Below are 21,549 nucleotides of genomic sequence, written 5' to 3' on the forward strand. Positions count from 1 at the left end.
GTGGGCTGCCCCTCAGAAGGCGAGGGTGAGGGGGTTTTCGAGGAGGTGGCGGATGCGGGCGAGGAATTGGGCGGCGTCGGCGCCGTAGAGGATGCGGTGGTCGCAGGTGAGGGTGATGGTCATGAGGTGGCCGGTGGTGATCTGGTCGTTGCGGATGACGGGTTGTTGGGTGATGGCGCCGACGGCGAGGATGGCGGCTTGGGGTGGGTTGATGACGGCGGTGAAGTGGGTGATGCCGTACATGCCGAGGTTGGAGACGGTGAAGGTGCCGCCGGCGAGCTGGGGCGGGCGGATGGTGTTGTCGCGGACGCGCTCGGCCAGGCCCCGGGTGGTGCGGGCGATGTCGCCGAGGGATTTGGTGTCGGCGTCGAAGACGGTGGGGACCACGAGGGCGTCCTGGCCGGCGACGGCGACGCCGATGTTGATGCGGGTGTGGAGTTCGTAGTGGCCGTCGCGGTAGGAGCCGTTGGCGTGGGGGAACTCGCGGAGGGCAAGCGCGGATGCTTTGACGACCATGTCGTTGAAGGAGGGGACGGGTTGGTCGGTGCGGGCGGCGTCCTTGAGTTGGGTGCGTAGCGCGCGGGCGGCGGCCATGTCGACGTCGGTGGCGATCGAGAAGTCGGGGATGGTCGCTTTGGATTCGGCCATGCGGCGGGCGACGACCTGTTGTAGGCGGGTGAGCTCGTGAATGTCGACGTCGCCCTTGGTGCCGGCGGTGGTGGCGGGCTCCGGCGCCGTCGCGGGCGTCTCGGGCGGGGCGGGCTCGGGGGTGGGGGTCGGTGTTTCGGCCGGTGCGGGCGCGCTGGCGGGGGCGTGGGCGGCGGCGAGGACGTCGGATTTCACGATGCGGCCGTCGGGGCCGGTGCCGGTGAGGGCGTGTAGGTCGATGTCGCGTTCGCGGGCGATGCGTCGGGCCAGTGGTGATGCCTTGACGCGGTCGCCGCCGTTGCCGGGCGCGGCGGCGGGCGCGCCGACGCCGACGCCGACGCCGACGCCGGCGCCGGCGCTGGCGGGGGCGGCCGGCGCTTGGGCGGGGGCGGCCGGCGCTTGGGCGGGGGCGGGCGCTGGTTCGGCGGCCTGGCCGGCGGACTCGCCCGCGGTCTCGGTTTCGGGCGCGGTGGCGGAGCCGTTGGCGGCGGCGGGTTCGGCGGTGGTGCCGATGGTGGCGATCACGGCGCCGATGGGCAGGGTCGTGCCTTCGGCGGCCACGATGTGCAGCGCGCCGTCGGTGTCGGCCTCGTAGGGCATGGTGGCCTTGTCGGTCTCGATCTCGACGATCTCCTCGCCGCGGTTGACGGTGTCGCCGTCGGCTTTGAGCCAGCGCAGGATCGTGCCTTCCTCCATCGAGTCCGACAGCCGGGGCATCACGACTTCAGGCACCACAGACCTCCAGCGCAGCGGACAGGATCTTCGCCTCGTGCGGAAGCGCCGCATCCTCGAGGCTCTTGGCGTAGGGCATCGGGACCTCCGCCATGCCGACCCGCCCGACGGGCGCGTCCAGGTCGTCGAAGCACGCGGTCGAGATGCGGCTGGCGACCTCGGCGGTCACGCCGTAGGACGCCCAGCCCTCCTCGACGCACAGCGCGCGGTTCGTCTTCGCCACGGAGGCCGCGACGGTCTCCATGTCGAGTGGGCGCAGCGAGCGCAGGTCGACGACCTCGGCTGAGATGCCGTGCTCGTCCTGCAGCTGCTCGGCCACGTGCAGGCAGCGGGTCACGGCGAAGGAATGTGCCACAAGCGTGAGGTCCGTGCCAGCCCGCGCGACGCGCGCCAGGCCGATCGGCACCTCGCCGTCGACGGAGGTGTCGACCTCGCCCTTGGCCTTGTAGAGCTGAAGGTTCTCGACGACGAGCACGGGATCGTCGTCGCGGATGGCCGCCTTCAGCAGGCCGCGCGCGTCCGCCGGGGTCGCGGGCGCGACGACCTTCAGGCCGGGGACGTTGGCGAACCAGCCCTCGAAGGACTGCGAGTGCTGCGCGGTGAGCTGGTTGCCGGCGCCGTTCGGGGTGCGGATCACGAGGGGGACGCCGACCTGGCCGCCGAACATGTAGCGCACCTTCGCCGCGTGGTTGACGACCTGGTCCATCGCCACGAGGATGAAGTTCAGGGTCATGATCTCGGCGACCGGGCGCATGCCCGACATCGCCGCGCCGACGGCGGCGCCGACGAACCCCTCCTCGGAGATCGGGGTCTCCATCACGCGCTCCGGGCCGAAGTCGTCGAAGAGGCCGGCGGTCACCTTGTAGGAGCCCTGGAACACGCCGATCTCCTCGCCCATGAGGAAGACGGACGGGTCGCGCTCGAGCTCCTCGCGCATCGCCAGGCGCAGCGCCTCGCGGTAGGTCATGGTCTCGACGCCGGCGGCGGTCTCGGAGGCCATCGTCACGCCGCCTGCTGGAGCTGGGCGATCACCTGCGCCTCGCCCGCGGGAGCCCCCGGGGCCATGCGGGCGAACTGCTCGGCGGTGCGCGGGTCGCCGTAGACGAACTCCGCGAGCGTGTCGACGCTCGGCTGCGGCGAGGCGTCGGCGAACGCGACGGCCGCGTCGACCGCCTCCTGCGCCTCGCGGGCGACCGCGTCGAGCTCGCCCTCCGCCACGCCGGCGGCGAGGAGCTTCTGGGTCGCCAGCGCGAGCGGGTCGCGCTTGGACGCCCACTCCTCGACCTCGTCCTTCGTGCGGTAGGCGGTCCCCGCGTCGGCGACCGAGTGGCCGCGCAGGCGGTACGTCATGACCTCGAGGACGGCGGGCTGACGGTCCTCGCGGGCCCGCTGCAGCAGGGCGTCGGCCGCCGCGTGGACGGCCTCGACGTCCTGGCCGTCCACACGCTCGCCGGGCATCCGGAATGCCGCGGCGCGCTTGTGGATCTCGGGCTCGGCCGACGCCTGGTCGACCGTCGTGCCCATGCCGTAGCCGTTGTTGAAGACGGCGAACACGACGGGCAGGCGCCATACCGCGGCAAGGTTGAGCGCCTCGTGCCATGCACCCATGTTCACGGCGCCGTCGCCGAGCTCGCAGAGCACCGCCATCTTCTCGCCGCGCTTGACTCCGGCGAGCGCGACGCCCGTGGCGATCGGTAGCTGGCCGGCGACGATGCCCCAGCCGCCGAGGTAGCCGCGATCGGGGTCGAGGAGGTGCATCGACCCGCCGCGGCCGGCGGCGCAGCCGTCCTCGCGGCCGAACAGCTCGGCCATGACGGCCTGGGGCGACGTGCCGCGGGCGAGCGCGAACCCATGGGAGCGGTAGGAGGTCAGCAGCTTGTCCTGCGGCTGGAGCGCGGCCACGGCGCCGACGGTCGCCGCCTCCTGCCCGATCGCCAGGTGGCAGTAGCCGCCGATGCGGGCGCGCTTGTACTGGCGTTCGGCCTCCTGCTCGAAGAGGCGGATCAGCGTCATGTCGCGCAGGGCCGCGAGCAGATCGAGCGGCCGCTGCGGTGCGTGGGCGGCCGCCACCGCGTCGGGACGCCGGGCGCTCCGGCTCTGGGTACGGCGGCGGGTGGTGGCCATCTGGTCAGCTCTCCGGTCGATCGAAACGAACAGGCATTGTATCCACAGCAGTTTGTGGATACAAGACGACTCTGCAACGATGTGCGCCGCCATGGAGAAGCTCGCAACCGAGCGCCACAACGTCGACGCCGTCCACGACCGGCTGCGCGGCGCCATCCTCCGGGGCGACATCCCGCCGGGGGAGGTGCTCCAGCAGGTCGCGCTCGCCGAGGAGCTCGGGGTCAGCCGCACGCCGCTGCGTGAGGCGTTCCGCCTACTCCAGCGCGAGGGCCTGCTCGAGGGCAGCCCGAACCGCTCCTACCGGGTCACGTCGTTCTCGCCGCGCGACCTCGAGGAGCTCTACGTCACCTTCCTCCCGCTCCAGGCGCTGGCGATCCGCCTGACGATCCCGCTGCTGCAGAGCTCGGACATCGCGACGATGATGGGCGACCTCGCCCAGATGGACCACTACGCCGAGGCGCAGGACGTCGAGGGCTGGGAGGTCCCGCACCGCGAGTTCCACCGCCGCCTGATCCAGCACGCCGGCCGGCGCGTCGTCGAGCTGCTCGATCAGCTCTCCGACCACGCGGGCCGCTACCGGCGCGTGTACCTCGCGGGCACGTCCTACGGCTTCGAGGCGGCCGCGGCCGAGCACCGCGAGCTGCTCGAGTCCTGCCGGGCCGGCGACACGAACCTCGCCGCCGCCCGGCTCGCCCACCACCTCGCGCACACGGCGCTCGACGTGCTCGCGATGGCCGACGACGCCTACGAGCCGCACGCGCTCAAGGTCGCGCTCGCGGTCGCCCAGCTGCCGCTGCCGGACGAGCGCTGAGCGCGCCCGCCTCCCCGGTGCCGGCCCGCCTCCCCGGTGCGGACCTGCCTCCCCGGTGCGGGCCTGCCTCCCCGGGTCGCCGAGCGTCGAGTTTCTCAGCCTGAGCCTCAGGAACTCGACGCTCGATGTGGGCGCGGGCCGCCCGGCGGGAGCTCAGGAACTCGACGCTCGACGTGGGCGCGGCCCGCCCGGCGGGAGCTGAGGAACGTGGCGCCCGCCGGTCGTTTGGGCGGCGTGCCATCGTGCCGCGCATGCACGACTTCGAGATCACCCGCGACGTCGAGTTCGCGCAGGTGGACGGGCGCCCGCTGCTGCTGGACCTCTACCGGCCGGTCGCCGAGGACGACGTGCCCGCCGTCGTGATGCTGCACGGCGGCGCATGGATGCTCGGCGACCGGACGATGTACGCGGCCGAGCGCATCGAGCCGGTGGTGCGCCACGGGATCGCGGTGGCCAGCGCGAGCTATCGCTTCACCGACGAGGCGACGTACCCGGCGCAGCTGCACGACGTCAAGGCGGCGGTCCGGTGGGTGCGCGCCAACGCGGAAGAGCACGGGCTCAGCGCCGAGCGCGTCGGGGCGTGGGGGGCGTCGGCCGGTGGCTACCTCGCGCTGATGCTGGGCCTGACCGGCGGCCGCGACGAGCTCGAGGGCGACGTCGGCGGGCACACCGGGCTCGACAGCTCCGTGCAGGCGGTGTGCGCGCTCTTCGCGCCGAGCGACCTCGTTGCGCTCGACGACCACGTGCCCGACCCCGACATGCCGTTCCCGGCGCACATCCAGCGCGGGCCGGCCTTCGACGGGCCGAGCCCGTCCGCGCGGCTGCTCGGGCTGAGCGCCATCCGCGACGACACGGAGGCGGCGCTCGCCGCCAGCCCCGTCATGCACGCCGGCCGGGGCGACGCCCGCTTCCTGCTCCTGCACGGCGACGCCGATCCCATGGTTCCGGTGTCGCAGAGCCAGGCGATGTTCGGCGCGCTGGCAGGCGCCGGGCAGGACGCGAGCCTGCTCATCCTCGCGGGCGCCAACCACGAGGGCCCCGAGTTCGCGCGGCCACCGGTCCTCGCGGCGGTCGCCGAGTTCTTCGCCGACGCGCTGTAGCGGGATCAGCCGCCGCCTCAGCGCGCCAGCGGCTCGCCCCGCAGCCACGCCGCGCCGTCCGCGTAAAGGCGCTCGACCTCCGGTCCGATGATCCCGGGCATGTCGGTCTTCACCGGGTAGCCGATGCCGTGCTGGAGGTAGGCGAGGTGGCGGTAGCCCTCCGGGAAGCGCTCGAGCACCGCTGGGTCGAGCACGGGCGCTGTGCCGGGCATGACCGGGTCGAGGCGGTCCTTCTCGTAGATCGGCTGGCGCAGCACGAGCCCCCAACGGCCGCCGCGGCGCTCGAAGAAGTCGTAGAAGCGCCCGGTGCACAACACGTCGCTGAGCACCCCCTCGACCTCGGCGCGCTGGTTGATCGTCATCTTCGTCTGGGCGATCGCGCGGTCGCCCTCGACGTCGACCGTCCCGCCGCCGAGGAAGTGCAGGATCCGCACCCCCCGCTCGAAGCCCTCGACGCTCACGCGGATGAACTCCTCGTACGGGCCCTGCCACCAGGTCGCCATCATCCGGCCGTCCTCGTGCCAGACCGTGCGGAAGCGGTCCCAGTCGAGCGCGTCGCGCCAGAGCGCCCAGCCCTCGACGAGCTCGCGGATCGTCAGGCGGTCGCCGCGGTCGCCCGTCATGGCGCGCCCCAGACCTCGGCGGCGGTCTCGACCACGAGCGCGAGCTTCGCGCGCTGGTCGTCGTGCGTGAGCCTGTTGCCGGCCACGGTCGAGGAGAACCCGCACTGCGGCGACAGGCAGAGCTGGTCGAGGTCGACGTACCCGGCGGCCTCGTCGATGCGGCGCTTGAGTTCGTCCTTGGACTCGAGCTGCGGCCGCTTGGTCGTGACCAGGCCGAGCACGACGTACCTGTCCTTGGGCACGAACCGCAGGGGCTCGAACGTGCCCGAGCGCTCGTCGTCGTATTCGAGGAAGAAGCCGTCGACGTCGAGGTCGTTGAACAGCGCCTCGGCCACGAAGTCGTAGCCGCCGGAGGCGACCCACGACGACGCGTGGTTGCCGCGGCACAGGTGCGTCGTGATCGTCATGTCGCGCGGCCGGCCGGCCAGCGCCCGGTTGACCGTGGCGATGTACGTCTCGTGCTGGTGCTCGGCGTCGCCGCCGAGGTCGGCGATGTACCTGCGCTGCTCCGGGTCGTTGACGTACGCGAGGCTCGTGTCGTCGAGCTGCAGGTAGCGGCAGCCGAGCTCGTGCAGGCGCCGCACCTCCTCGCCGTACGCCGCGCCCAGGTCCTCCCAGAACGCGCCGAGGTCGGGGTAGACGGACTCGTCGATCGCCGAGCGCCCGCCGCGGTAGTGGACCATCGACGGCGACGGGATCGTGAGCTTCGGCGTGACGCCGTCGGTGACGGCGTCGCGCAGGAACGTGAACGCGTCCTCGAAGATCGTCTCCTGCAGGCCGATCTTCTCGCTCACGCGCGCGGCGGCGGGCGTGAACTCGATGTCGCCCTCCTCGTTGTGGAACCGGACCTTGAGGTTCTCGCCCTCGACCTTCGTGATGCCGCCGAGCGCGTAGATGAAGTCCATGTGCCACGACGCGCGGCGGAACTCCCCGTCGGTCGCGTCCTGGAGTCCCACGTCCCGCTGCAGCTGGACCGCGTCGCGGATCGCCTCGTCCTCGACGCCGCGCAGCTCGGCGTCGTCGATGCGCCCCGCCGCGTGATCGTCGCGGGCCGTCAGCAGCGCGGGCGGGCGCAGGAGGCTGCCGACGTGGTCGGCGCGGAACGGGGGACTGGTGCGGGCGGCCATGGAGCTCCCTGGTTGGGATAGCGTTCGATCCTGCGGAACGCCGCTACGTATAACAAAACATCTGACCTCATGCCGCCCTCGCTCAGCTCCGTCGACAACGCCCTGCGCCTCGTGCACGTCCTCAGCCAGCGCGACGAGGTCGGCGTGGCCGAGGCCGGCCGGCTGCTGGGGGTGGCGCGGTCGACCGCGCACCGACTGCTGGCGTCGCTCGTCGTGCACGGCTTCGCCGAGCAGGATCCTGCGCGCCGGACGTACCGCGCGGGCCCCGCGCTGCGCGAGTCGGGCCTCGCGGTGCTGCGCCGCTACGACGTGCGCGACCACGCGCGCCCATACCTCGAAGGCGTCTCGGAGCGCACGGGGGAGACGACCCACCTCCTCGTGCTCGCGGGCGCCGACTCGCTCTTCGTCGACGGCGTCGAGGGCAGCCGGTCCGTGCGCACCACCACCCGCCAGGGCGCCTCGTTTCCGGCGCACTCCACGTCGGGCGGCAAGGCGCTGCTCGCCGAGCTCTCCCACGACGAGCTGCAGGCGCTGTATCCCGATGAGCGCCTGCCCGCGCTGACGGCTCGCACGATCGCCGCCCGATCGGAGCTCGAGGCGGAGCTCGACCGCATCCGGGCCCAGGGCTACGCGCGCAACGACGGCGAGTCCGACGACCACATCACGAGCGCGGCCGCGGTCGTGCGCGACCGCGCCGGCCTGGCGCGCTTCGCCATCAGCGTGTCGGCCCCCGCCTTCCGAGCGGACGAGGCGACCATGGACGCGCTGATCGAGGCGGTCACCGAGGCATGCGCACGCGCGACGCGGCCTGACGGAAGCGCTCGCCGCGCTCCGTGAAGTCGCGGAAGTGCCCGAAGCTCGGAGCGGCGGGGGACAGCAGAACGACGCCGCCGCGGTAGACGGCGCCGTGGGCGAGCCCGACCGCCTCGTCGAGGCCATGCGCCATCCGCGCTTCGACCGCGTCGCCACAGCGCGCGGTGATGGCGGCGAGCGCCCGCTCGCCGTTGTCGGGCACGCCGACGACGCGGCGCACGCGGCCGTGCTCGGCGACCGCATCGGCAAGTGCGGCGAAGTCTTGCCCGCGATCGTGGCCGCCGACGATGAGCGCCAGCGGCCGCCCGGGCAGCGCGCGCAGCGCGGCGGCGCTCGACTCGGGGGTGGTGGAGATCGAGTCGTCGACGAAGCGCACGGCGCCGTCGTCGATGACCGTCTGCAGGCGGTGCGCGAGCGGCTCGAAGCCGGCGAGCGCGGCCTCGGGATCGGCGGCCGGCCAGCCGGCGGCGTCGGCGGCGGCGAGCGCAGCGGCGACGTTCAGCGCGTTGTGCTCGCCGAGCAGCGCCGTATGGTCCATGCGCACGACGGTCCGGCCGTCGCGCACGACGGCCCCCTCCTCGACGTCGTAGCCGGCCTGCACGCCGAACAGCACGCTCGGCACTTCGCCGGCGAGCTCGACGAGGCGGGCGTCGCGGCCGTTGAGGATCGCCACGCGCGGCCGGTGGCGCAGGATGTTCAGCTTGTCGGCGTAGTAGACCGCCTCGCTGCCGTGCCAGTCGACGTGCTCGCGGAACAGGTTGACGACGACGGCGACCTCGGGGGAGAAGCGCAGGTCCGCCGCCTGGTAGCTCGACAGCTCGACGACCCAGACGTCGGGCGGGCGCTGGGGGTGCAGCAGGTCGAGCAGCGGGCGGCCGATGTTGCCGGCGAGCTCGGCGTGGGCTCCGGCGGCGGTGACGAGGCGCTCCACGAGCGAGGCGGTGGTCGACTTGCCCTTCGTGCCGGTGATCCCGATGACGTGCTCGTCGTGGTGCTCGGCGAACCACAGGTTCGTCGCGGTCGTGAGCTGCACGCCGGCGGCCTGCAGCTCGAGCACCTCGTCGCGGTAGCGGCTGATGCCGGGTGAGCGCACCACGACGTCGCAGCGAGAGAGGGCGGTGACCGCGTCCGCGCCGTGGGCGAACCGGGCGCCGGGGAAGCGGGCCCGCTCGGCGTCCGGCACCGGCTCGTCGGTGGCGATGACGGCGACGACGCCGGCGCTCAGCGCGCGGAACGCCGCGGCGGCCTCGCGGCCGGCGCCCCACAGGCCGACCGCGGCGCCGTCAAGCTCCGAGACGCGCATGGACCGCCGCCATCAGCCGGCCGGGGATCTCGTGGTCGCCGGAGAGCGCCAGCACGGTGGCCGGATCGCCGAAGTCGTCGGGCACGGCGGGCAGCAGCCGCTCGCGTGCGGCTCGGACGACCGCGTGGTCCGCCCACCGGGGGTCGCCGGCGAGCAGCCGGAACGCGGCCACGGACTCCTCGCGCTCGCCGACGCACTCGAACGGCTTGTGATCCTCGAAGCCGCAGAGCGCGAGGAACCCGGGCGTCTGCGCGGGGTCGTCGAGCAGGTCGGCGCCGAAGATCGACGCGACGTCGGCGGGGGCGAGGAACGGCGCGAGGGCGAGCGTGACGAAGCGGCACTTCGGGCAGTCGCGGCACCACGTCGCGGCGCGGCGGCGCTCGTCGAGGCGGAAGGTCGCGTTGCAGCTTGTGAACGCGTGGTGATACGCGGGCAGGCGGGCGAACGCCCGCGCGATCGCGAGCTCGGAGGCGCAGCGCAGGACCGAGAAGTAGCCGAGGTCCGGCGACACCTCGTGGGCGAGGACGTCGCGCAGCCCGCGCTCGAACGCCACGCCCTTGCTCCACTGGTGGTTGACCTCGATGCCGGCGTGCTCGAGGTTGCCCTGGGAGGCCGAGCGCTCGTTGGCGAGCACGACCTCGTCGAGCCCGTGCAGGACGGCGGTGGCGAGCGCGATGAGCGAGACGACCGCGGTGACGGGGACGTGGCCGTTCAGCGCCCCCTCTGCGTTGAGGCGGATGAGCAGCGGGTCGATGACGCGGCGGGCGACGAGCCGCTCGAGGCCGGAGATCGCGGAGGTCGCGCCGATCGCGGTCGGATCCCCGACCGAGAAGAGGGTGACGTCGGCGCCGGCCGCGCGCATGGTCTCCAGGGCGACGACGGAGTCCTTGCCGCCGCCGATCGGGACGAGGCTGCGGCCCGTGGGCGCCAGCGGCGTGGGGGAAGGGTCGGCGGCGCCCGGGCCGGCGGCGAAGCGCAGGCGGCTCGCGAGGTCGAGCCCGTTGCGGTAGGCGTATTCGCCGAGGCCCTGGACGTAGACGTCGGTGAGCAGGCGCGCGCGGCGCTCGGAGAGCGGGCCGGTCTCGACCGTGACGTGCTCGGGGGCGGCGGCCTTGTAGTAGCTGACGCCCGCGACCTGATGCAGCAGGTCGAGCACGGCGTGCAGCGCGGCGCGGCGGGCGGGCTCGAGCGGCGGGGCGCCGGCGGGCAGCTCGATGCGCTCGGTGAAGCGCAGCTCGTCGTCGAGCGCGTAGGACAGCGAAGCGGTCGCGGACGGCTCGTCGAACGTCCAGCCCGTGACGCGGAACGTCGCGTAACGGGCGGGCTCGAACACCCGCGTCGGCGCGGCCTGGGACATGACCTCGAGTCTAGGAGCCTGTTGACTTTCCCCGCCGCGCGAGAGAACGCGTCCGTGGCGCCGGATGACGACCGGCCGGCCCGCAAAGGCCACCAGCATTCGCCGGGCCGGCCGGCCGTCCCCGGCATCCACGGTCACGTCCTCTCGCATCGACGGATGAAAGATCAACAGACTCCTCGGAGGCGTTCCGGCCGCGACGCGTCTACCGTTGACGGCGATGAACGACCCGACCGATCTGCTCGTCGTCGGCGGCGGGGCCATCGGCCTGTGCTCGGCGTGGCGCGCCGCGCAACGGGGGATGCGCGTTCGCGTGATCGAGCGCGACCGGCCGGGCGCCGGGGCGAGCACGGCGGCGGCCGGGCTGCTCTCGCCCGGCGAGGCGCACGAGTGGACCGGCGGCCACGGCACGTTCAACATCGCGGCGATGCTCGGCTGGGAGGACTTCGCGGCCGAGCTCGAGGAGTTCGCCGGCATGCCCCTCGAGTACCGGCGCAGCGGCGCGCTGCGTCTGGCGTTCAGCGAGGGCGATGTTGCGGCGCTCGAGCTGATCGACGAGGTGCTGTCCGGGGTCGAGATCGAGCACCAGATGCTCGACGCCGACGGTTGCCGCGCAGAGGAGCCGGGCGTGCGCGGCGCCGTGGCCGGACTGCTCTCGCCCGGGGACGCCCACGTCCACACCGAGCGCCTGATCGAGGCGCTCGCGCGCGCGTGCACGCGCGCGGGCGTCGAGCTCTCCGTGGGGGTGACCCCCGTCTCGACGCTGGCGGACTCCGGCGAGGGCGTGGCCGGGGTGCGGCTGTCGGACGGCACGAAGCAGCCCGCCGCGCTCACGCTGCTGGCCGCGGGGGCGTGGTCGTCGCAGGTCGCGTGGCTGCCGGACGACCTGCGCCCGCCGGTGCGGCCGCTGCTCGGCGAGTACCTCATCCTGCTCGGCGACCCGGATGCGCCGGTCGCGCGGCGCGTGCTGCGCGGGCCGGGCGGGTCGGCGGCGCCGCGCGCACAAGGCCGCTTCTGGGTTGGCACGACGGTGCGCGAGGCCGGCTATGCAACGCACCCGAGCGCCGCGGCGGTCGCGGACATCCTGGCCCGCTGGACGGCGATCCTGCCCGGCCTCGCGGAGCTGGGGTTCGAGCGGGCGGGGTCCGGCCTGCGCCCGGGCACGCCCGACCGGATGCCGATCGTGGGGCCGAGCCCGGTGGACGGGCTCGCGTACGCCACCGGGCACGGGCGCGAGGGCATCATCCACACGCCGCTGACCGGCGCGGCGGTCGCCGGGCTCGCGGCGGGCGATCCGATGCCGGACCTGATGGTCCCGTTCGCACCGGACCGCCTGCGCTAGCTGCTACTTCGTCGCCAGGTCCGCCGGCCGGTCGAAGAACGTCGCCAGGAACGACGAGGGCAGGAAGCTGTCGCGCGACCCCAGCGCCGCCCCGGGCGTGTTGAGGTTCCACGACGGCTCGACCCAGTCGGCGAGGTTCGTGTCGTCGACCAGCGGCTGCTCGCCGATGATCGCGTTGTACCTCACGCCCTGGCCGTGGAGCATCCGCAGCGCCACCTCCGCGGTCGCCGAGGCGGCCGGCAGCGGCGGCAGGGACGTCGCTACGTCGCGGTAGTCGGCCTTGTTCTGGTTCCAGTAGCCGAGCGAGCCCTTGCTCAGGCCGATGTCGGGCACGATCGGCATGGGCCGGCCGGTCTGCTGGAAGGCCTTCATCACGCCGGGCGCCATCACGGCGACCTCGAGCGCGGCGTCGATCTTCTGCGGGTGGGTGGCCAGGAACTTCAGCGTCTCGGACTTCGCGAGGTTGTCGCTGAAGCCGCCGTACACGTCGCCCACGGACTTCAGGCCCGGGCAGTTCTTGTAGACCTCCTTCCACGCGGCGAGCGAGGAGAGGTCGGGGCCGGAGCCCGAGAGCGCGTTGACCTGCAGCACGTTGCCCTTGCCGCCGAGCTTCTGGGCGACGAACGACGCGGCCCAGCCGGCGCCTTGGTACGTGTTGCCGTCGACGTTGACCGCGTTGGCGCTGTTGACGGGCGTCAGCAGCGTGACGGTGGGGATGCCCTGCGCGGCGGCCTTGTCGATCGGGCCGATGAACGAGTCCGCCGACGGCGTCTGCAGCAGGATGACGTCGGGCTTCTGCTGGACGATCTGGTTGTACTGCTGAAGCTGCTGGGCGACGTCGAGGTTGTTGCCCGTGTTCTTGACGATCACGTCGCCGACGTCGGGGTCCTTGCGCAGCCGCTCCTCCATGATCCGGGTCGCCTGGACGTTGAAGTCGGAGACGAGCTGGCCCCAGGAGATGGCGACCGTGTACGGCGGGGCGTGCGTCGGCTTCCAGTTCCTCCAGGCGCTCTCGACGATCTTGAGCGTCGCGTCCGGGTAGTTGGTGTAGCCCGCGATCGCCTGCTTCTGCTCGCCGCTGAACTGCGCGACGACTGGATCGGTCGGCAGCGGTGTGGCGAAGGAGCCGCAGCCGCTCGTGGGGACCTTGAAGGCGGTGGAGGTCGATGCACCATTGGTCTCGGTGCCGGCGCCACCGCTCGTGGTGCCGCCGCTGCCGCCGCCGCAAGCGGCGACGGCGAGCGACAGCGTCACGCCGGCGGCCAGCACGCTGGCTGAGCGTCGGAGCGGCATGGGCTAGTACTTGATCGTGCCCTTGTAGACGAACTTGCCGGTCGAGAGCTGGCCCGAGAACGTGCCCTTGCCCTTGACCTTCTTGAACTTCCTGGTGCCGCCGGTGATCGTCCACGTGCCCTTGGCATCGTTGGCCGCACCGGTGGTGCCGTGACCGGTCATCTTGATCGTGCCGCCCTTGCAGGTCCACACCTGCTTGGTGTCGGGGATGACCAGCGTGCCCTTCATCTTGCACGGGCCCATCGGCGTGTGGGTGATCGTCGCCGTCAGCGCGGTGCCCTTCTGACCGCCGGCGAAGTTCATGCTGACCTTGTGCGTCTTGGCCATCGCGGACGGGGCGGCGATCGCCGCCGCGCCGAGCGAGCACACCGCCGCCAACGCGGCGATCTTGCGGATGTTGCGAGGCACTGCTCTCCTCCTGTGCGTCGTGCGCCGCATGGGCGCAGGGGTGACTGACAACGTGGGCCTCATCTAGATGCGGTCGCGGAGTCGGCGGTCGCGCCCGTAGCCGGCGACGACGGCGAGGATGAGGAGCCCGAAGATGATCTGCTGGGTGGCGGAGTCGACGTCGTTGCCGACGAGGATGGTGGTCAGGACGGTGAGGATGAGCGCCCCGATGACGGTGTGGATGTAGTCGCCGCGGGCGCCCATGATGGTGGTGCCGCCGACGATGACGGCGGTCAGGCCCTGGAAGAGGTAGGGGTCGCCGAGGGATTGGTCGGCGCCGCTGAAGCCGGCGAGGAGGATGCCGACGAGTACGCTGCAGATCGCCGACAGCGCGAAGACGCTGATCCAGATGGTCCTGGTGTTGATGCGGGTGAGGTTGGCGGCGACGGGGTTGGCGCCCGTGGCGTACATGCGGCGGCCGGAGCGGGTGCGGTGCATGATCACCGCGGCGACGATCGCGACGAGGACGGTGATGGCCACGATCGGTGGGATGTCGATCCCGAACGTGGTCTCCGCCGGTGACGTGAGGGTGGTCAGGAACGTGGGGGCGGTGCCGGTCAGCTCGCCCTTGGTCCAGGCCACGGAGGCCCCGGCGGCGACGCCGCCGATCCCGAGCGTGACGATCAGCGGCTGGATGCGGAAGGTGTGGCAGATCCAGCCGGCGAGCGCGCCGAGGACGGCGCCGACCAGGACGGGGACGAGGATGGCGCCGATGGCGGGCCAGCCGTCGGCGCCGTAGAGCTGGCTGACGCCGATGGCGCCCATGACGATGAAGCCGGGCACGCTGAGGTCGAGGCCGCCGAGGATCATCACCAGCGTCTGGCCGAGCGCGGCGAGCGCGAGCAGCGCGGCCAGCGTCAGCATCGACTTGACGTTGGGCCACTGGCTGAAGCCCTCGATGTCGATCGAGCCGTAGACGAACAGGACGACCAGCGCGACGATCTGCAGGACCGGGGCGCGGCGCTGCAGGTCGCCCAGGCGCGCGGTCAGCACGCCCCGGCCGCCCGGCGTCGTGTCGGGGGTCACGGTGGTGTCGGTCATGCCGTGGCCGCCTTCGCCTTGCTCGGCCGGGCGGCTTGGAGGCGGGCGCCGACGATGACGCCGACGACGAGGAGGCCGCCGTAGACGACCTGGTTCCAGGTCGCCGAGACGTCGAGCGCGGAGAGCAGGGTCTGCAGCAGGTAGATGCAGAACGCGCCGAGGATCGAGCCGAGCAGCCCGCCGCGGCCGCCGCCCAGCGGGGTGCCGCCCAGCGCGACCGCGGCCAGGGCGATCAACGTGTAGGCGGCGACGTTCGTCGCCTGCGTCGACAGCACGAGCGCGGTGAGCGCGATGCCGGCCACGGCGGCGAACAGGCCCCCCAACGCGTAGGCCACGATTCGCGTCGCGTACACGTTGACCCCCGAGCTGTAGGCGGTGGCGTCGTTGCCGCCGACCGCGTACAACGCCCGGTGATAGGAGGTGCGCGACAGGATCAGCCAGATCACGACCGGGATCGCCATGAGGATCAGCGCCCCGGGGATGGGGCCGACCTGGTCGCCCAGCGACGACAGCCACCCGACGTCCTTGACCGTCTCCGGCGCCGGCGCGACCTTGAGCGCCACGCCCGACAGCACGAAGAACGAACACAGCGTCGCGATCACGGGCTGAAACCGCAGCACCGTGACGAGCAGCCCGTTGATCGCGCCGACCCCGGCGCCGATGGCCAGCAGCAGCGGGATCGCCAGCCACGCCGAGTCCAGCCCCGCATGTGGCAGGAACCAGGACACGAGGATCGTGTTGACCACGATCGTCAACGGCCCCACGCTGATGTCCAGGCCGCCGCCGCCGGACACGATCGACGGCGTCGACGCCATCGCGACCAGCGCGAACGGCGCCAGCGTCGCCAGCTGCGCCGGCCAGTTGCCGGGATCGCCGAAGCTCGGCTGCGCGACCACGTTGGCGATCAGCAGCACGATCGCCAGCAGCAGCGCGAACATGTAGGCGCGGGTCCGCAGCAACTGGCGCACGTCAGGCATGGGCGGGCTCCTCCTCGGGCCGCCGACCGAAGAACGCCGAGACCAGCGCGTGACGCGACAGCACGTCGCGCTCGATCTCGCAGAACACCTGCCCCTCGCGGAACACCAGGACGCGGTCCATCAGCTCGACGTGCTCGTCGACCTCGGTCGAGAGCATCACCACCGCCAGGCCGCCCGCGGCGAGCTCGAGCAGCAGCGCATACAGATCGCGCTTGGCGCCGAGGTCGATGCCGCGCGTCGGATCGTTGAGCAGCAGCACCCTCGGATCGGTCGCCAGCCAGCGCGCCATCACGACCTTCTGCTGATTGCCGCCCGACAGCGTGGTGATCACATCCTGCGGCCGGCCGAGCCGGATGCCGAGCCGCTCGACATACCCGGCGAACCGCCGCCGCGTCCGTCCCGGCTGGATGACCCCTCCGGCCGTGTCGCGCTCGTAGGTGGGCAGCGCGAAGTTCTCCACGATCGACTTGGATTCGAACAGCGACTCCGCCCGGCGCTCGCGCGGCACGTACGCCCCGCGGGCGCCGGCCGCGGCGGCGAGGCCCTTGATGAAGCGGTCCTGGCCGTGGCCCTCCAGGCCGGCCAGCCCGACCAGCTCGCCGGCGCGCACCTCCAAGCCGTCGACCGCGAGCACGACCTCGCCCGGCTCGCGCACCACCCGGTCGGCGGCATGCGCGGTCAGCTCGTCGGCGCCGGTCATCAGCCGCACCAGGTCGTCCACCGACGCCTCGCCGCGACCCACGGTCGCGACGGTCTCACCCGAGCGCATCACCGTGATGCGGTCGCCGATCTCGGAGATCTCGTCCATCCGGTGCGAGATGAAGATCACCCCACACCCGTCCGCCGCGCGCCGCTTCAAGACCGCGAACAGCCGGTCGCGCGTCGCGACGTCCAGCGCGCTCGTCGCCTCGTCGAGGATCAGCACGCGCGGATCGCGCACCAGGGCGCGCGCGATCCCACACGCCTGACGATCGCTCAGCGACAGGCCCTCGACCGGGGCGTCCAGCGACGGCGCGACCCCGAGCAGCTCCTCGAGCATCGCGCTCGCGCGCCGGCGTCGCTCGGCCTCCGGTGTCTTCGTCACGAACAGGCCGTCGGTGCCCAGCCACACGTTCTCCAGCACCGACCGCGCCTCGACGACCAGCACCTCCTGGAACACCGTCGCGACCCCGGCCCGCATCGACTGCGCCGGCGACCGCAACGCCCCGGTGCGCACCGCCCCGATCTCCAGCATCCCCGCATCGGGCCGCTGGACCCCGGCGATGATCTTCACCAGCGTCGACTTGCCCGACCCGTTCTCACCCACGATCGCGTGGACCTCGCCCACGGCCAGCTCCAGCGAGGCCGATCGCAGCGCCCGCGTCGCACCGAACGACTTGGCCACGCCCGACGCGCGCAGCGCCACGGTCCCCGAGGCGGTGCCGGTCGGCGCCGCGCCCTCCCGCCGGGCCGGGGCCTGCATCATCGCTGACCGCGCGCGTATCCGCCGCGCACCGTGTTGGACCGCATCCACTCTCCTCTGAAGCCAGCCGCGCCGTCCGCAGCCATGGGGAGGTCTACCACACGGGACTGAGAAGTGCGAATCCGAACATTGATTCGCAAATCTGCAGCGTGGCGCCGGGCCGACGGCGTGTTCCGCTCAGTCGAGCAGGTACGCCGCGCACACCTCTGCCAGCTCGTCGGCCAGGTCGTCCCAGGACAGCGAACGGCCGGACTCGTGCAGCGGCCCGTAGACGATCCGGCGTGCGAGCACCGCGAACGCCATGCGGAAGAAGACGTCGAGCGCGAGCTCCGGTTCGGGGTGGCGCATCGCCACACGGTGCGTGAGGACGCCCGCCGCGAAGGCGGCCTGCACCTCGCGCACGGCGGTCGATCCACGGACCAGCACCTGCGGGTCGAGCGCCCCCCGCAGCATGAACACGCGCAGCATCGAGGCATGGCGGTGGAAGACGTCGGTCAGCGCACGGACGGCGCGGCGGATCGACTCGCGGTCGTCGAGCTCGGCCCAGGCGATCGCGTCGAAGGCGGCGCGATGCTCGCGCTCGATCTCGTCCATCGCCCGGTCGTGCAGCACGAGGAACAGGTCGTCCTTGCTGCCGAAGCGTGCGTAGATCGACCCGACCGACACCCCGGCCCGCCGGCTGACCTCGGCGATCGTGAACGAGTCGTACTCGAGCTCGTCGAGCAGCTCCAGGCCGGCCTTGATGACCCGCTCGGACGACTCGCGGCTGCGGCGCTGGCGCGGAGGGCGGGGCAGGGCCGACGCCGAGCTCACGCCGGGTCCTCCGATCCCGAGCCGAGCAGATAGGCGCAGCAGGCGCGCGTCTGCTCGGCGCGGAAGCGCTCCCAGCTGAACTCGCGCGGCGACTCGAACACGGGGCCGTAGAGCAGGCGCCGGCCGAACGCGGAGAAGACCATCCGGAAGCAGACGTCGACCGCGAGCTCCGGATCGACGCGGCGGATGCTGTCGCGGTGCACGAGGATCACCGCCGAGAACGCCTCGGCGAGGTGGTGGATCGACGGCGAGCCGTGCGCGCTGACCTCCGGGTCGACGACGGCGCGCAGCATGAGGCCGCGCAGGAACCCGCCGTGGCGCTCGATGCTGTCCGACACGCCCTGGACGGCGGCGGCCACCGTCTCGCGGGGCGACAGCTGCGCCCACTTCGCGTCGGTGAAGTACGCCGAGCACTCCTCGTCGATGCCGTGCAGGTAGCGCTCCTGCGCGGCGATGAACAGGTCCTCCTTGCTGCCGAACCGCGCGTAGAGCGATCCGACCGAGACCTGCGCGCGGCGGCTGACCTCGGCCACCGTGAAGCCGTCCCAGCCATGGTCGACGATGACCTCGATCGCCGCCGTCAGCGCCCGCTCCAGGGACTCACGGCTGCGCTTCTGGCGCGGGGGCCGCGCGACGGCCGGAGGCTGGGGCATGCGCGGGATCGTAGACGGCGCCTCAGCTCGACCGTCAAGGGGGCCGGGGCCGGCGTCCCCGCTTGACGCCGAGTCGGACAGCGGCTATGAATCAAAACCCGAACTCGGGTTCGCATCCCTCCGGCCACCTCTGCACCAGGGCGGGCGCCCGGCAGGATGGCAGGCCCGGGAGTGCTGACCGGAGGAGAGCGTTCGCGATGTCCAGCGTGGAGAGGGTTCTTGTCGTCGGAGGCGGCATCGGCGGGTTGTCGACGACGATGGGCCTACGCCGCGCGGGCATCGAGGTCGACGTCGTCGAGCTCAACCCGGCGTGGGACGTCTACGGCGTGGGGATCATCCAGCCCGGCAACGCGGTCCGGGCGCTCGACGCGCTAGGTCTCGCGCGTCGCGCGATCGAGGAGGGCTTCGGGTTCAGCGGCTCGCGGATGCACCTCGCCGACGGGACGATGGTCGCCACGCAGGACGCGCCGCCGCTCGCGGGCGCGGAGTATCCGCCGATGAACGGCATCACGAGGCCGCGCCTGCACGAGATCTTCACCAGCGCCGTGCTGGAGTCCGGCGCCCGGGTCGTCCTCGGCGAGTCGGTCGAGCGCATCGATCAGCTGGCCGACCGTGTCGACGTCGCGTTCACCGACGGCACGTCCGCGACCTACCACCTGGTCGTCGGCGCGGACGGCATCAACTCGCGGGTGCGGGCCATGGTCTTCGACCCCGATCTGCGGCCCAGCTACACCGGACAGGTCTGCTGGCGCTACAACGTCCCGCGCCCGGAGGACCTCGACGGCATCTGGATGTTCATGGGCTCGCGCGGCAAGGCCGGCATCGTGCCCCTCGCCCCGGACCTCGCCTACCTGCTGCTGATCGAGCAGCCGCCCGTGGGCGACGACGGCGAGCCGGTCGTGCGCCTGGGGGTCGAGGGGCTCGCCGGGATCATGCGCGAGCGCCTCGCCGAGTACGGCGGGCTCATCGGCGACCTGCGCGACCGGTGCGTCCGCGACGACGCCGCCGTCGTCTACCGCCCGGTCGAGCGCGTGATGCTGCCGGCGCCGTGGCACCGCGGGCGCGTCGTCCTGGTCGGCGACGCGGCCCACGCCACCTCGCCGCACATCGGTCAGGGCGCGGCGATGGCGATCGAGGATGCGGTGGTGCTCGCCGAGGAGCTGGCGAGCGACCAGCCGGTGGACCAGGCGCTCGCGTCCTACATGGCGCGCCGGGAGCCGCGGGCGCGGTTCGTCTTCGACACGTCGCGGCGCATCCAGGAGCTCGAGCTGGCCCACGACCACGGGCCCGAGAACAGCGAGCTGATCGTGCAGTCGATGATCCGCACCGCCGAGCCGATCTGATCCGGACGCGCCCTCCGGCGCGCTTTCCCGCGAGCAACCCCCGAACGGCCGGTACCGTAGGCCGTGCGCCGGATACGCTGTCGCGCGCGTAATTCTTCGAATCCGGATCGGTCATGACCCAAACTGCTGGAAGCCCCGACAATCCCCTGCGTGTGGCCGTCATCGGCTCCGGGCCCGCGGGCTTCTACGCGGCGGGCCAGCTGCTGTCGGCCGCGGATCTGACCGTCGAGGTGGACCTCTACGACCGGTTGGCGACTCCGTGGGGTCTGGTGCGCGCCGGCGTCGCCCCGGACCACCCGAAGATCAAGTCGGTCACGCGCGTGTACGAGAAGACCGCGGCCAAGCCCGGCTTCCGCTACCACGGCAACGTCGAGATCGGGACCGACGTCTCGCATGACGAGCTGGCCTCCGCCTACCACGCGGTGCTCTATGCGATCGGCGCGCCGACGGACCGCCGGCTCGGCATCCCCGGCGAGGATCTGCCCGGCTCGCATGCGGCCACGGAGTTCGTGGCCTGGTACAACGGCCATCCGGACTACGCCGACCACGAGTTCGACCTGTCGGCCAAGCGGGCGGTCGTCATCGGCAACGGCAACGTCGCGCTGGACGTCGCCCGGATGCTCGCGCTCACGCCCGAGGAGCTCGCGGTCACCGACACCGCGGACCATGCCATCGACGCGCTGCGCCACTCGAGCGTCGAGGAGATCGTCGTCCTGGGCCGCCGCGGCCCGGCGCAGGCCGCCTACACGAATCCCGAGCTGCGCGAGCTCGCCGACCTCGAGGCGGCCGACGTCGTCGTCGACCCCGCCGACGTGGCGCTCGACGAGCACAGCCGGGCGTTCATCGAGTCCGACGCCGCCGACGTCACGGCGCGGCGAAACGTGGAGATCGTCACCGCCTTCGCGGCGACGCCGCCGTCGGGCAAGCCCAAGCGCGTCGTCCTGCGCTTCCTCGCCTCGCCGGTGGAGATCCTCGGCAGCGACCGGGTGGAGGGCGTGCGGATCGTCCGCAACGAGCTGACGAGCGAGCTGCGCGCGCAGCCGACCGGCGAGACCGAGGACATCGCGTGCCAGCTCGTCCTGCGTTCGATCGGGTATCGCGGGACCCCGATCCCGGGCGTCCCGTTCGACGACGGGCGCGCCACGATCCACAACTCCGACGGCCGCGTGACCCGCGAGGGCACCGAGGAGCCGGTGCCGGGCGTCTACACCGCGGGCTGGATCAAGCGCGGGCCGTCGGGCGTGATCGGCACGAACAAGAAGTGCGCGCAGGAGACCGTCACGCACCTGCTCGCCGACAACGAGGCCGGGGCGCTGCCCGAGCCGTCGACCACGCCCGGCGAGCTGCTCGGCGCGCTCGAGGACCGGGGGGTGGAGGTCGTCGACTACGCGGGCTGGGAGCTGATCGACGCCCACGAGAAGGGCCTCGGCGAGCCGCACGGCCGCCCGCGGGTCAAGCTGGTGCGCCGCGCCGAGCACCTCATGCACGCCGCCGCGTCGAAGGTCCGCGGCTAAGGGGTGCCGCCCCGAGCGCCTTAGGGTGC

The 21,549-nt window shown here is 72.6% G+C and carries 20 protein-coding genes; 6 read left to right on the forward strand and 14 right to left on the reverse strand.

Features of this window, described 5'->3' with window-relative positions; all coding sequences use genetic code 11:
* Positions 1-12: 12 nt before the first annotated feature.
* The 3 genes from DSM104329_RS09885 to DSM104329_RS09895 are packed head-to-tail and all read right to left on the reverse strand — an operon-like array spanning position 13 to position 3,504.
* Positions 13-1,380: a dihydrolipoamide acetyltransferase family protein gene (locus DSM104329_RS09885; protein WP_259315267.1), complete on the reverse strand. Its 1,368-nt coding sequence runs from the start codon at positions 1,378-1,380 to the stop codon at positions 13-15.
* Positions 1,373-2,380, reverse strand: a complete 1,008-nt coding sequence (locus DSM104329_RS09890) for an alpha-ketoacid dehydrogenase subunit beta (RefSeq protein ID WP_259315268.1) — start codon at positions 2,378-2,380, stop codon at positions 1,373-1,375. Before DSM104329_RS09890 ends, DSM104329_RS09885 begins: the two co-directional genes overlap by 8 nt.
* A gap of 2 nt (positions 2,381-2,382) precedes the next feature.
* Positions 2,383-3,504, reverse strand: a complete 1,122-nt coding sequence (locus DSM104329_RS09895; protein WP_259315269.1) for a thiamine pyrophosphate-dependent dehydrogenase E1 component subunit alpha — start codon at positions 3,502-3,504, stop codon at positions 2,383-2,385.
* A gap of 91 nt (positions 3,505-3,595) precedes the next feature.
* On the opposite strand from DSM104329_RS09895, the gene DSM104329_RS09900 reads away from it, so the two are divergent.
* Both DSM104329_RS09900 and DSM104329_RS09905 read left to right on the forward strand, forming a co-directional pair.
* Complete coding sequence (locus tag DSM104329_RS09900; RefSeq protein WP_259315270.1) at positions 3,596-4,315, forward strand: GntR family transcriptional regulator; 720 nt, start codon at positions 3,596-3,598, stop codon at positions 4,313-4,315.
* A 251-nt stretch (positions 4,316-4,566) separates the two neighbouring features.
* The gene (locus DSM104329_RS09905; protein ID WP_259315271.1) at positions 4,567-5,415 is read left to right on the forward strand and encodes an alpha/beta hydrolase; all 849 of its coding nucleotides are present in this window, start codon (positions 4,567-4,569) and stop codon (positions 5,413-5,415) included.
* Between the two features lie 17 nt (positions 5,416-5,432).
* Here the strand turns inward: DSM104329_RS09905 and DSM104329_RS09910 are convergent, their stop codons facing one another.
* Positions 5,433-6,038 (reverse strand): nuclear transport factor 2 family protein, encoded by a 606-nt coding sequence (locus DSM104329_RS09910; RefSeq protein WP_259315272.1) that lies wholly within the window; start codon positions 6,036-6,038, stop codon positions 5,433-5,435.
* The gene (locus DSM104329_RS09915; protein ID WP_259315273.1) at positions 6,035-7,165 is read right to left on the reverse strand and encodes a 5-methyltetrahydropteroyltriglutamate--homocysteine S-methyltransferase; all 1,131 of its coding nucleotides are present in this window, start codon (positions 7,163-7,165) and stop codon (positions 6,035-6,037) included. Before DSM104329_RS09915 ends, DSM104329_RS09910 begins: the two co-directional genes overlap by 4 nt.
* A 69-nt stretch (positions 7,166-7,234) precedes the next feature.
* Between DSM104329_RS09915 and DSM104329_RS09920 the strand changes: the two genes are divergently transcribed.
* The gene (locus DSM104329_RS09920) at positions 7,235-8,002 is read left to right on the forward strand and encodes an IclR family transcriptional regulator (protein WP_259315274.1); all 768 of its coding nucleotides are present in this window, start codon (positions 7,235-7,237) and stop codon (positions 8,000-8,002) included.
* Here the strand turns inward: DSM104329_RS09920 and murD are convergent.
* Both murD and DSM104329_RS09930 read right to left on the reverse strand, forming a co-directional pair.
* On the reverse strand, positions 7,944-9,281 hold the full coding sequence (gene murD, locus DSM104329_RS09925) for a UDP-N-acetylmuramoyl-L-alanine--D-glutamate ligase (protein WP_259315275.1): 1,338 nt from the start codon (positions 9,279-9,281) through the stop codon (positions 7,944-7,946). The genes DSM104329_RS09920 and murD overlap by 59 nt on opposite strands.
* A complete protein-coding gene (locus DSM104329_RS09930) occupies positions 9,262-10,638 on the reverse strand; it encodes a hypothetical protein (protein WP_259315276.1) in 1,377 nt (458 codons plus the stop codon). The genes murD and DSM104329_RS09930 overlap by 20 nt, the downstream gene beginning before the upstream one ends.
* A gap of 217 nt (positions 10,639-10,855) precedes the next feature.
* On the opposite strand from DSM104329_RS09930, the gene DSM104329_RS09935 reads away from it, so the two are divergent.
* Positions 10,856-11,977 (forward strand): NAD(P)/FAD-dependent oxidoreductase, encoded by a 1,122-nt coding sequence (locus tag DSM104329_RS09935; protein WP_259315277.1) that lies wholly within the window; start codon positions 10,856-10,858, stop codon positions 11,975-11,977.
* A gap of 3 nt (positions 11,978-11,980) precedes the next feature.
* On the opposite strand, the gene DSM104329_RS09940 is transcribed toward DSM104329_RS09935, so the two are convergent.
* The 7 genes from DSM104329_RS09940 to DSM104329_RS09970 all read right to left on the reverse strand — a co-directional run bounded on the left by DSM104329_RS09940 (position 11,981) and on the right by DSM104329_RS09970 (position 18,663).
* Positions 11,981-13,270 carry a substrate-binding domain-containing protein gene (locus DSM104329_RS09940; protein WP_259315278.1) on the reverse strand — a complete coding sequence of 430 codons (1,290 nt, stop codon included), beginning with the start codon at positions 13,268-13,270 and terminating at the stop codon, positions 11,981-11,983.
* A 3-nt stretch (positions 13,271-13,273) separates the two neighbouring features.
* Positions 13,274-13,678, reverse strand: a complete 405-nt coding sequence (locus DSM104329_RS09945; protein WP_259315279.1) for a hypothetical protein — start codon at positions 13,676-13,678, stop codon at positions 13,274-13,276.
* 63 nt (positions 13,679-13,741) lie between these two features.
* Positions 13,742-14,758 (reverse strand): ABC transporter permease, encoded by a 1,017-nt coding sequence (locus tag DSM104329_RS09950; protein WP_259315280.1) that lies wholly within the window; start codon positions 14,756-14,758, stop codon positions 13,742-13,744.
* Positions 14,755-15,735 carry an ABC transporter permease gene (locus DSM104329_RS09955; RefSeq protein ID WP_259315281.1) on the reverse strand — a complete coding sequence of 327 codons (981 nt, stop codon included), beginning with the start codon at positions 15,733-15,735 and terminating at the stop codon, positions 14,755-14,757. Before DSM104329_RS09955 ends, DSM104329_RS09950 begins: the two co-directional genes overlap by 4 nt.
* Positions 15,728-17,200 (reverse strand): sugar ABC transporter ATP-binding protein, encoded by a 1,473-nt coding sequence (locus DSM104329_RS09960; protein WP_259315282.1) that lies wholly within the window; start codon positions 17,198-17,200, stop codon positions 15,728-15,730. The genes DSM104329_RS09955 and DSM104329_RS09960 overlap by 8 nt, the downstream gene beginning before the upstream one ends.
* 174 nt (positions 17,201-17,374) lie before the next feature.
* Positions 17,375-18,010 (reverse strand): TetR/AcrR family transcriptional regulator, encoded by a 636-nt coding sequence (locus DSM104329_RS09965; RefSeq protein ID WP_259315283.1) that lies wholly within the window; start codon positions 18,008-18,010, stop codon positions 17,375-17,377.
* Positions 18,007-18,663 carry a TetR/AcrR family transcriptional regulator gene (locus DSM104329_RS09970; RefSeq protein WP_259315284.1) on the reverse strand — a complete coding sequence of 219 codons (657 nt, stop codon included), beginning with the start codon at positions 18,661-18,663 and terminating at the stop codon, positions 18,007-18,009. Before DSM104329_RS09970 ends, DSM104329_RS09965 begins: the two co-directional genes overlap by 4 nt.
* A gap of 197 nt (positions 18,664-18,860) precedes the next feature.
* On the opposite strand from DSM104329_RS09970, the gene DSM104329_RS09975 reads away from it, so the two are divergent.
* Positions 18,861-20,006, forward strand: coding sequence for an FAD-dependent oxidoreductase (locus tag DSM104329_RS09975; RefSeq protein WP_259315285.1), 1,146 nt, complete (start codon positions 18,861-18,863; stop codon positions 20,004-20,006).
* A 152-nt stretch (positions 20,007-20,158) separates the two neighbouring features.
* Entirely contained in the window at positions 20,159-21,520 is a 1,362-nt protein-coding gene (locus DSM104329_RS09980) for an FAD-dependent oxidoreductase (protein WP_259315286.1), read from the forward strand.
* Positions 21,521-21,549: the final 29 nt, after the last annotated feature.

The organism is Capillimicrobium parvum, assembly GCF_021172045.1.
Classification (GTDB): domain Bacteria; phylum Actinomycetota; class Thermoleophilia; order Solirubrobacterales; family Solirubrobacteraceae; genus Capillimicrobium; species Capillimicrobium parvum.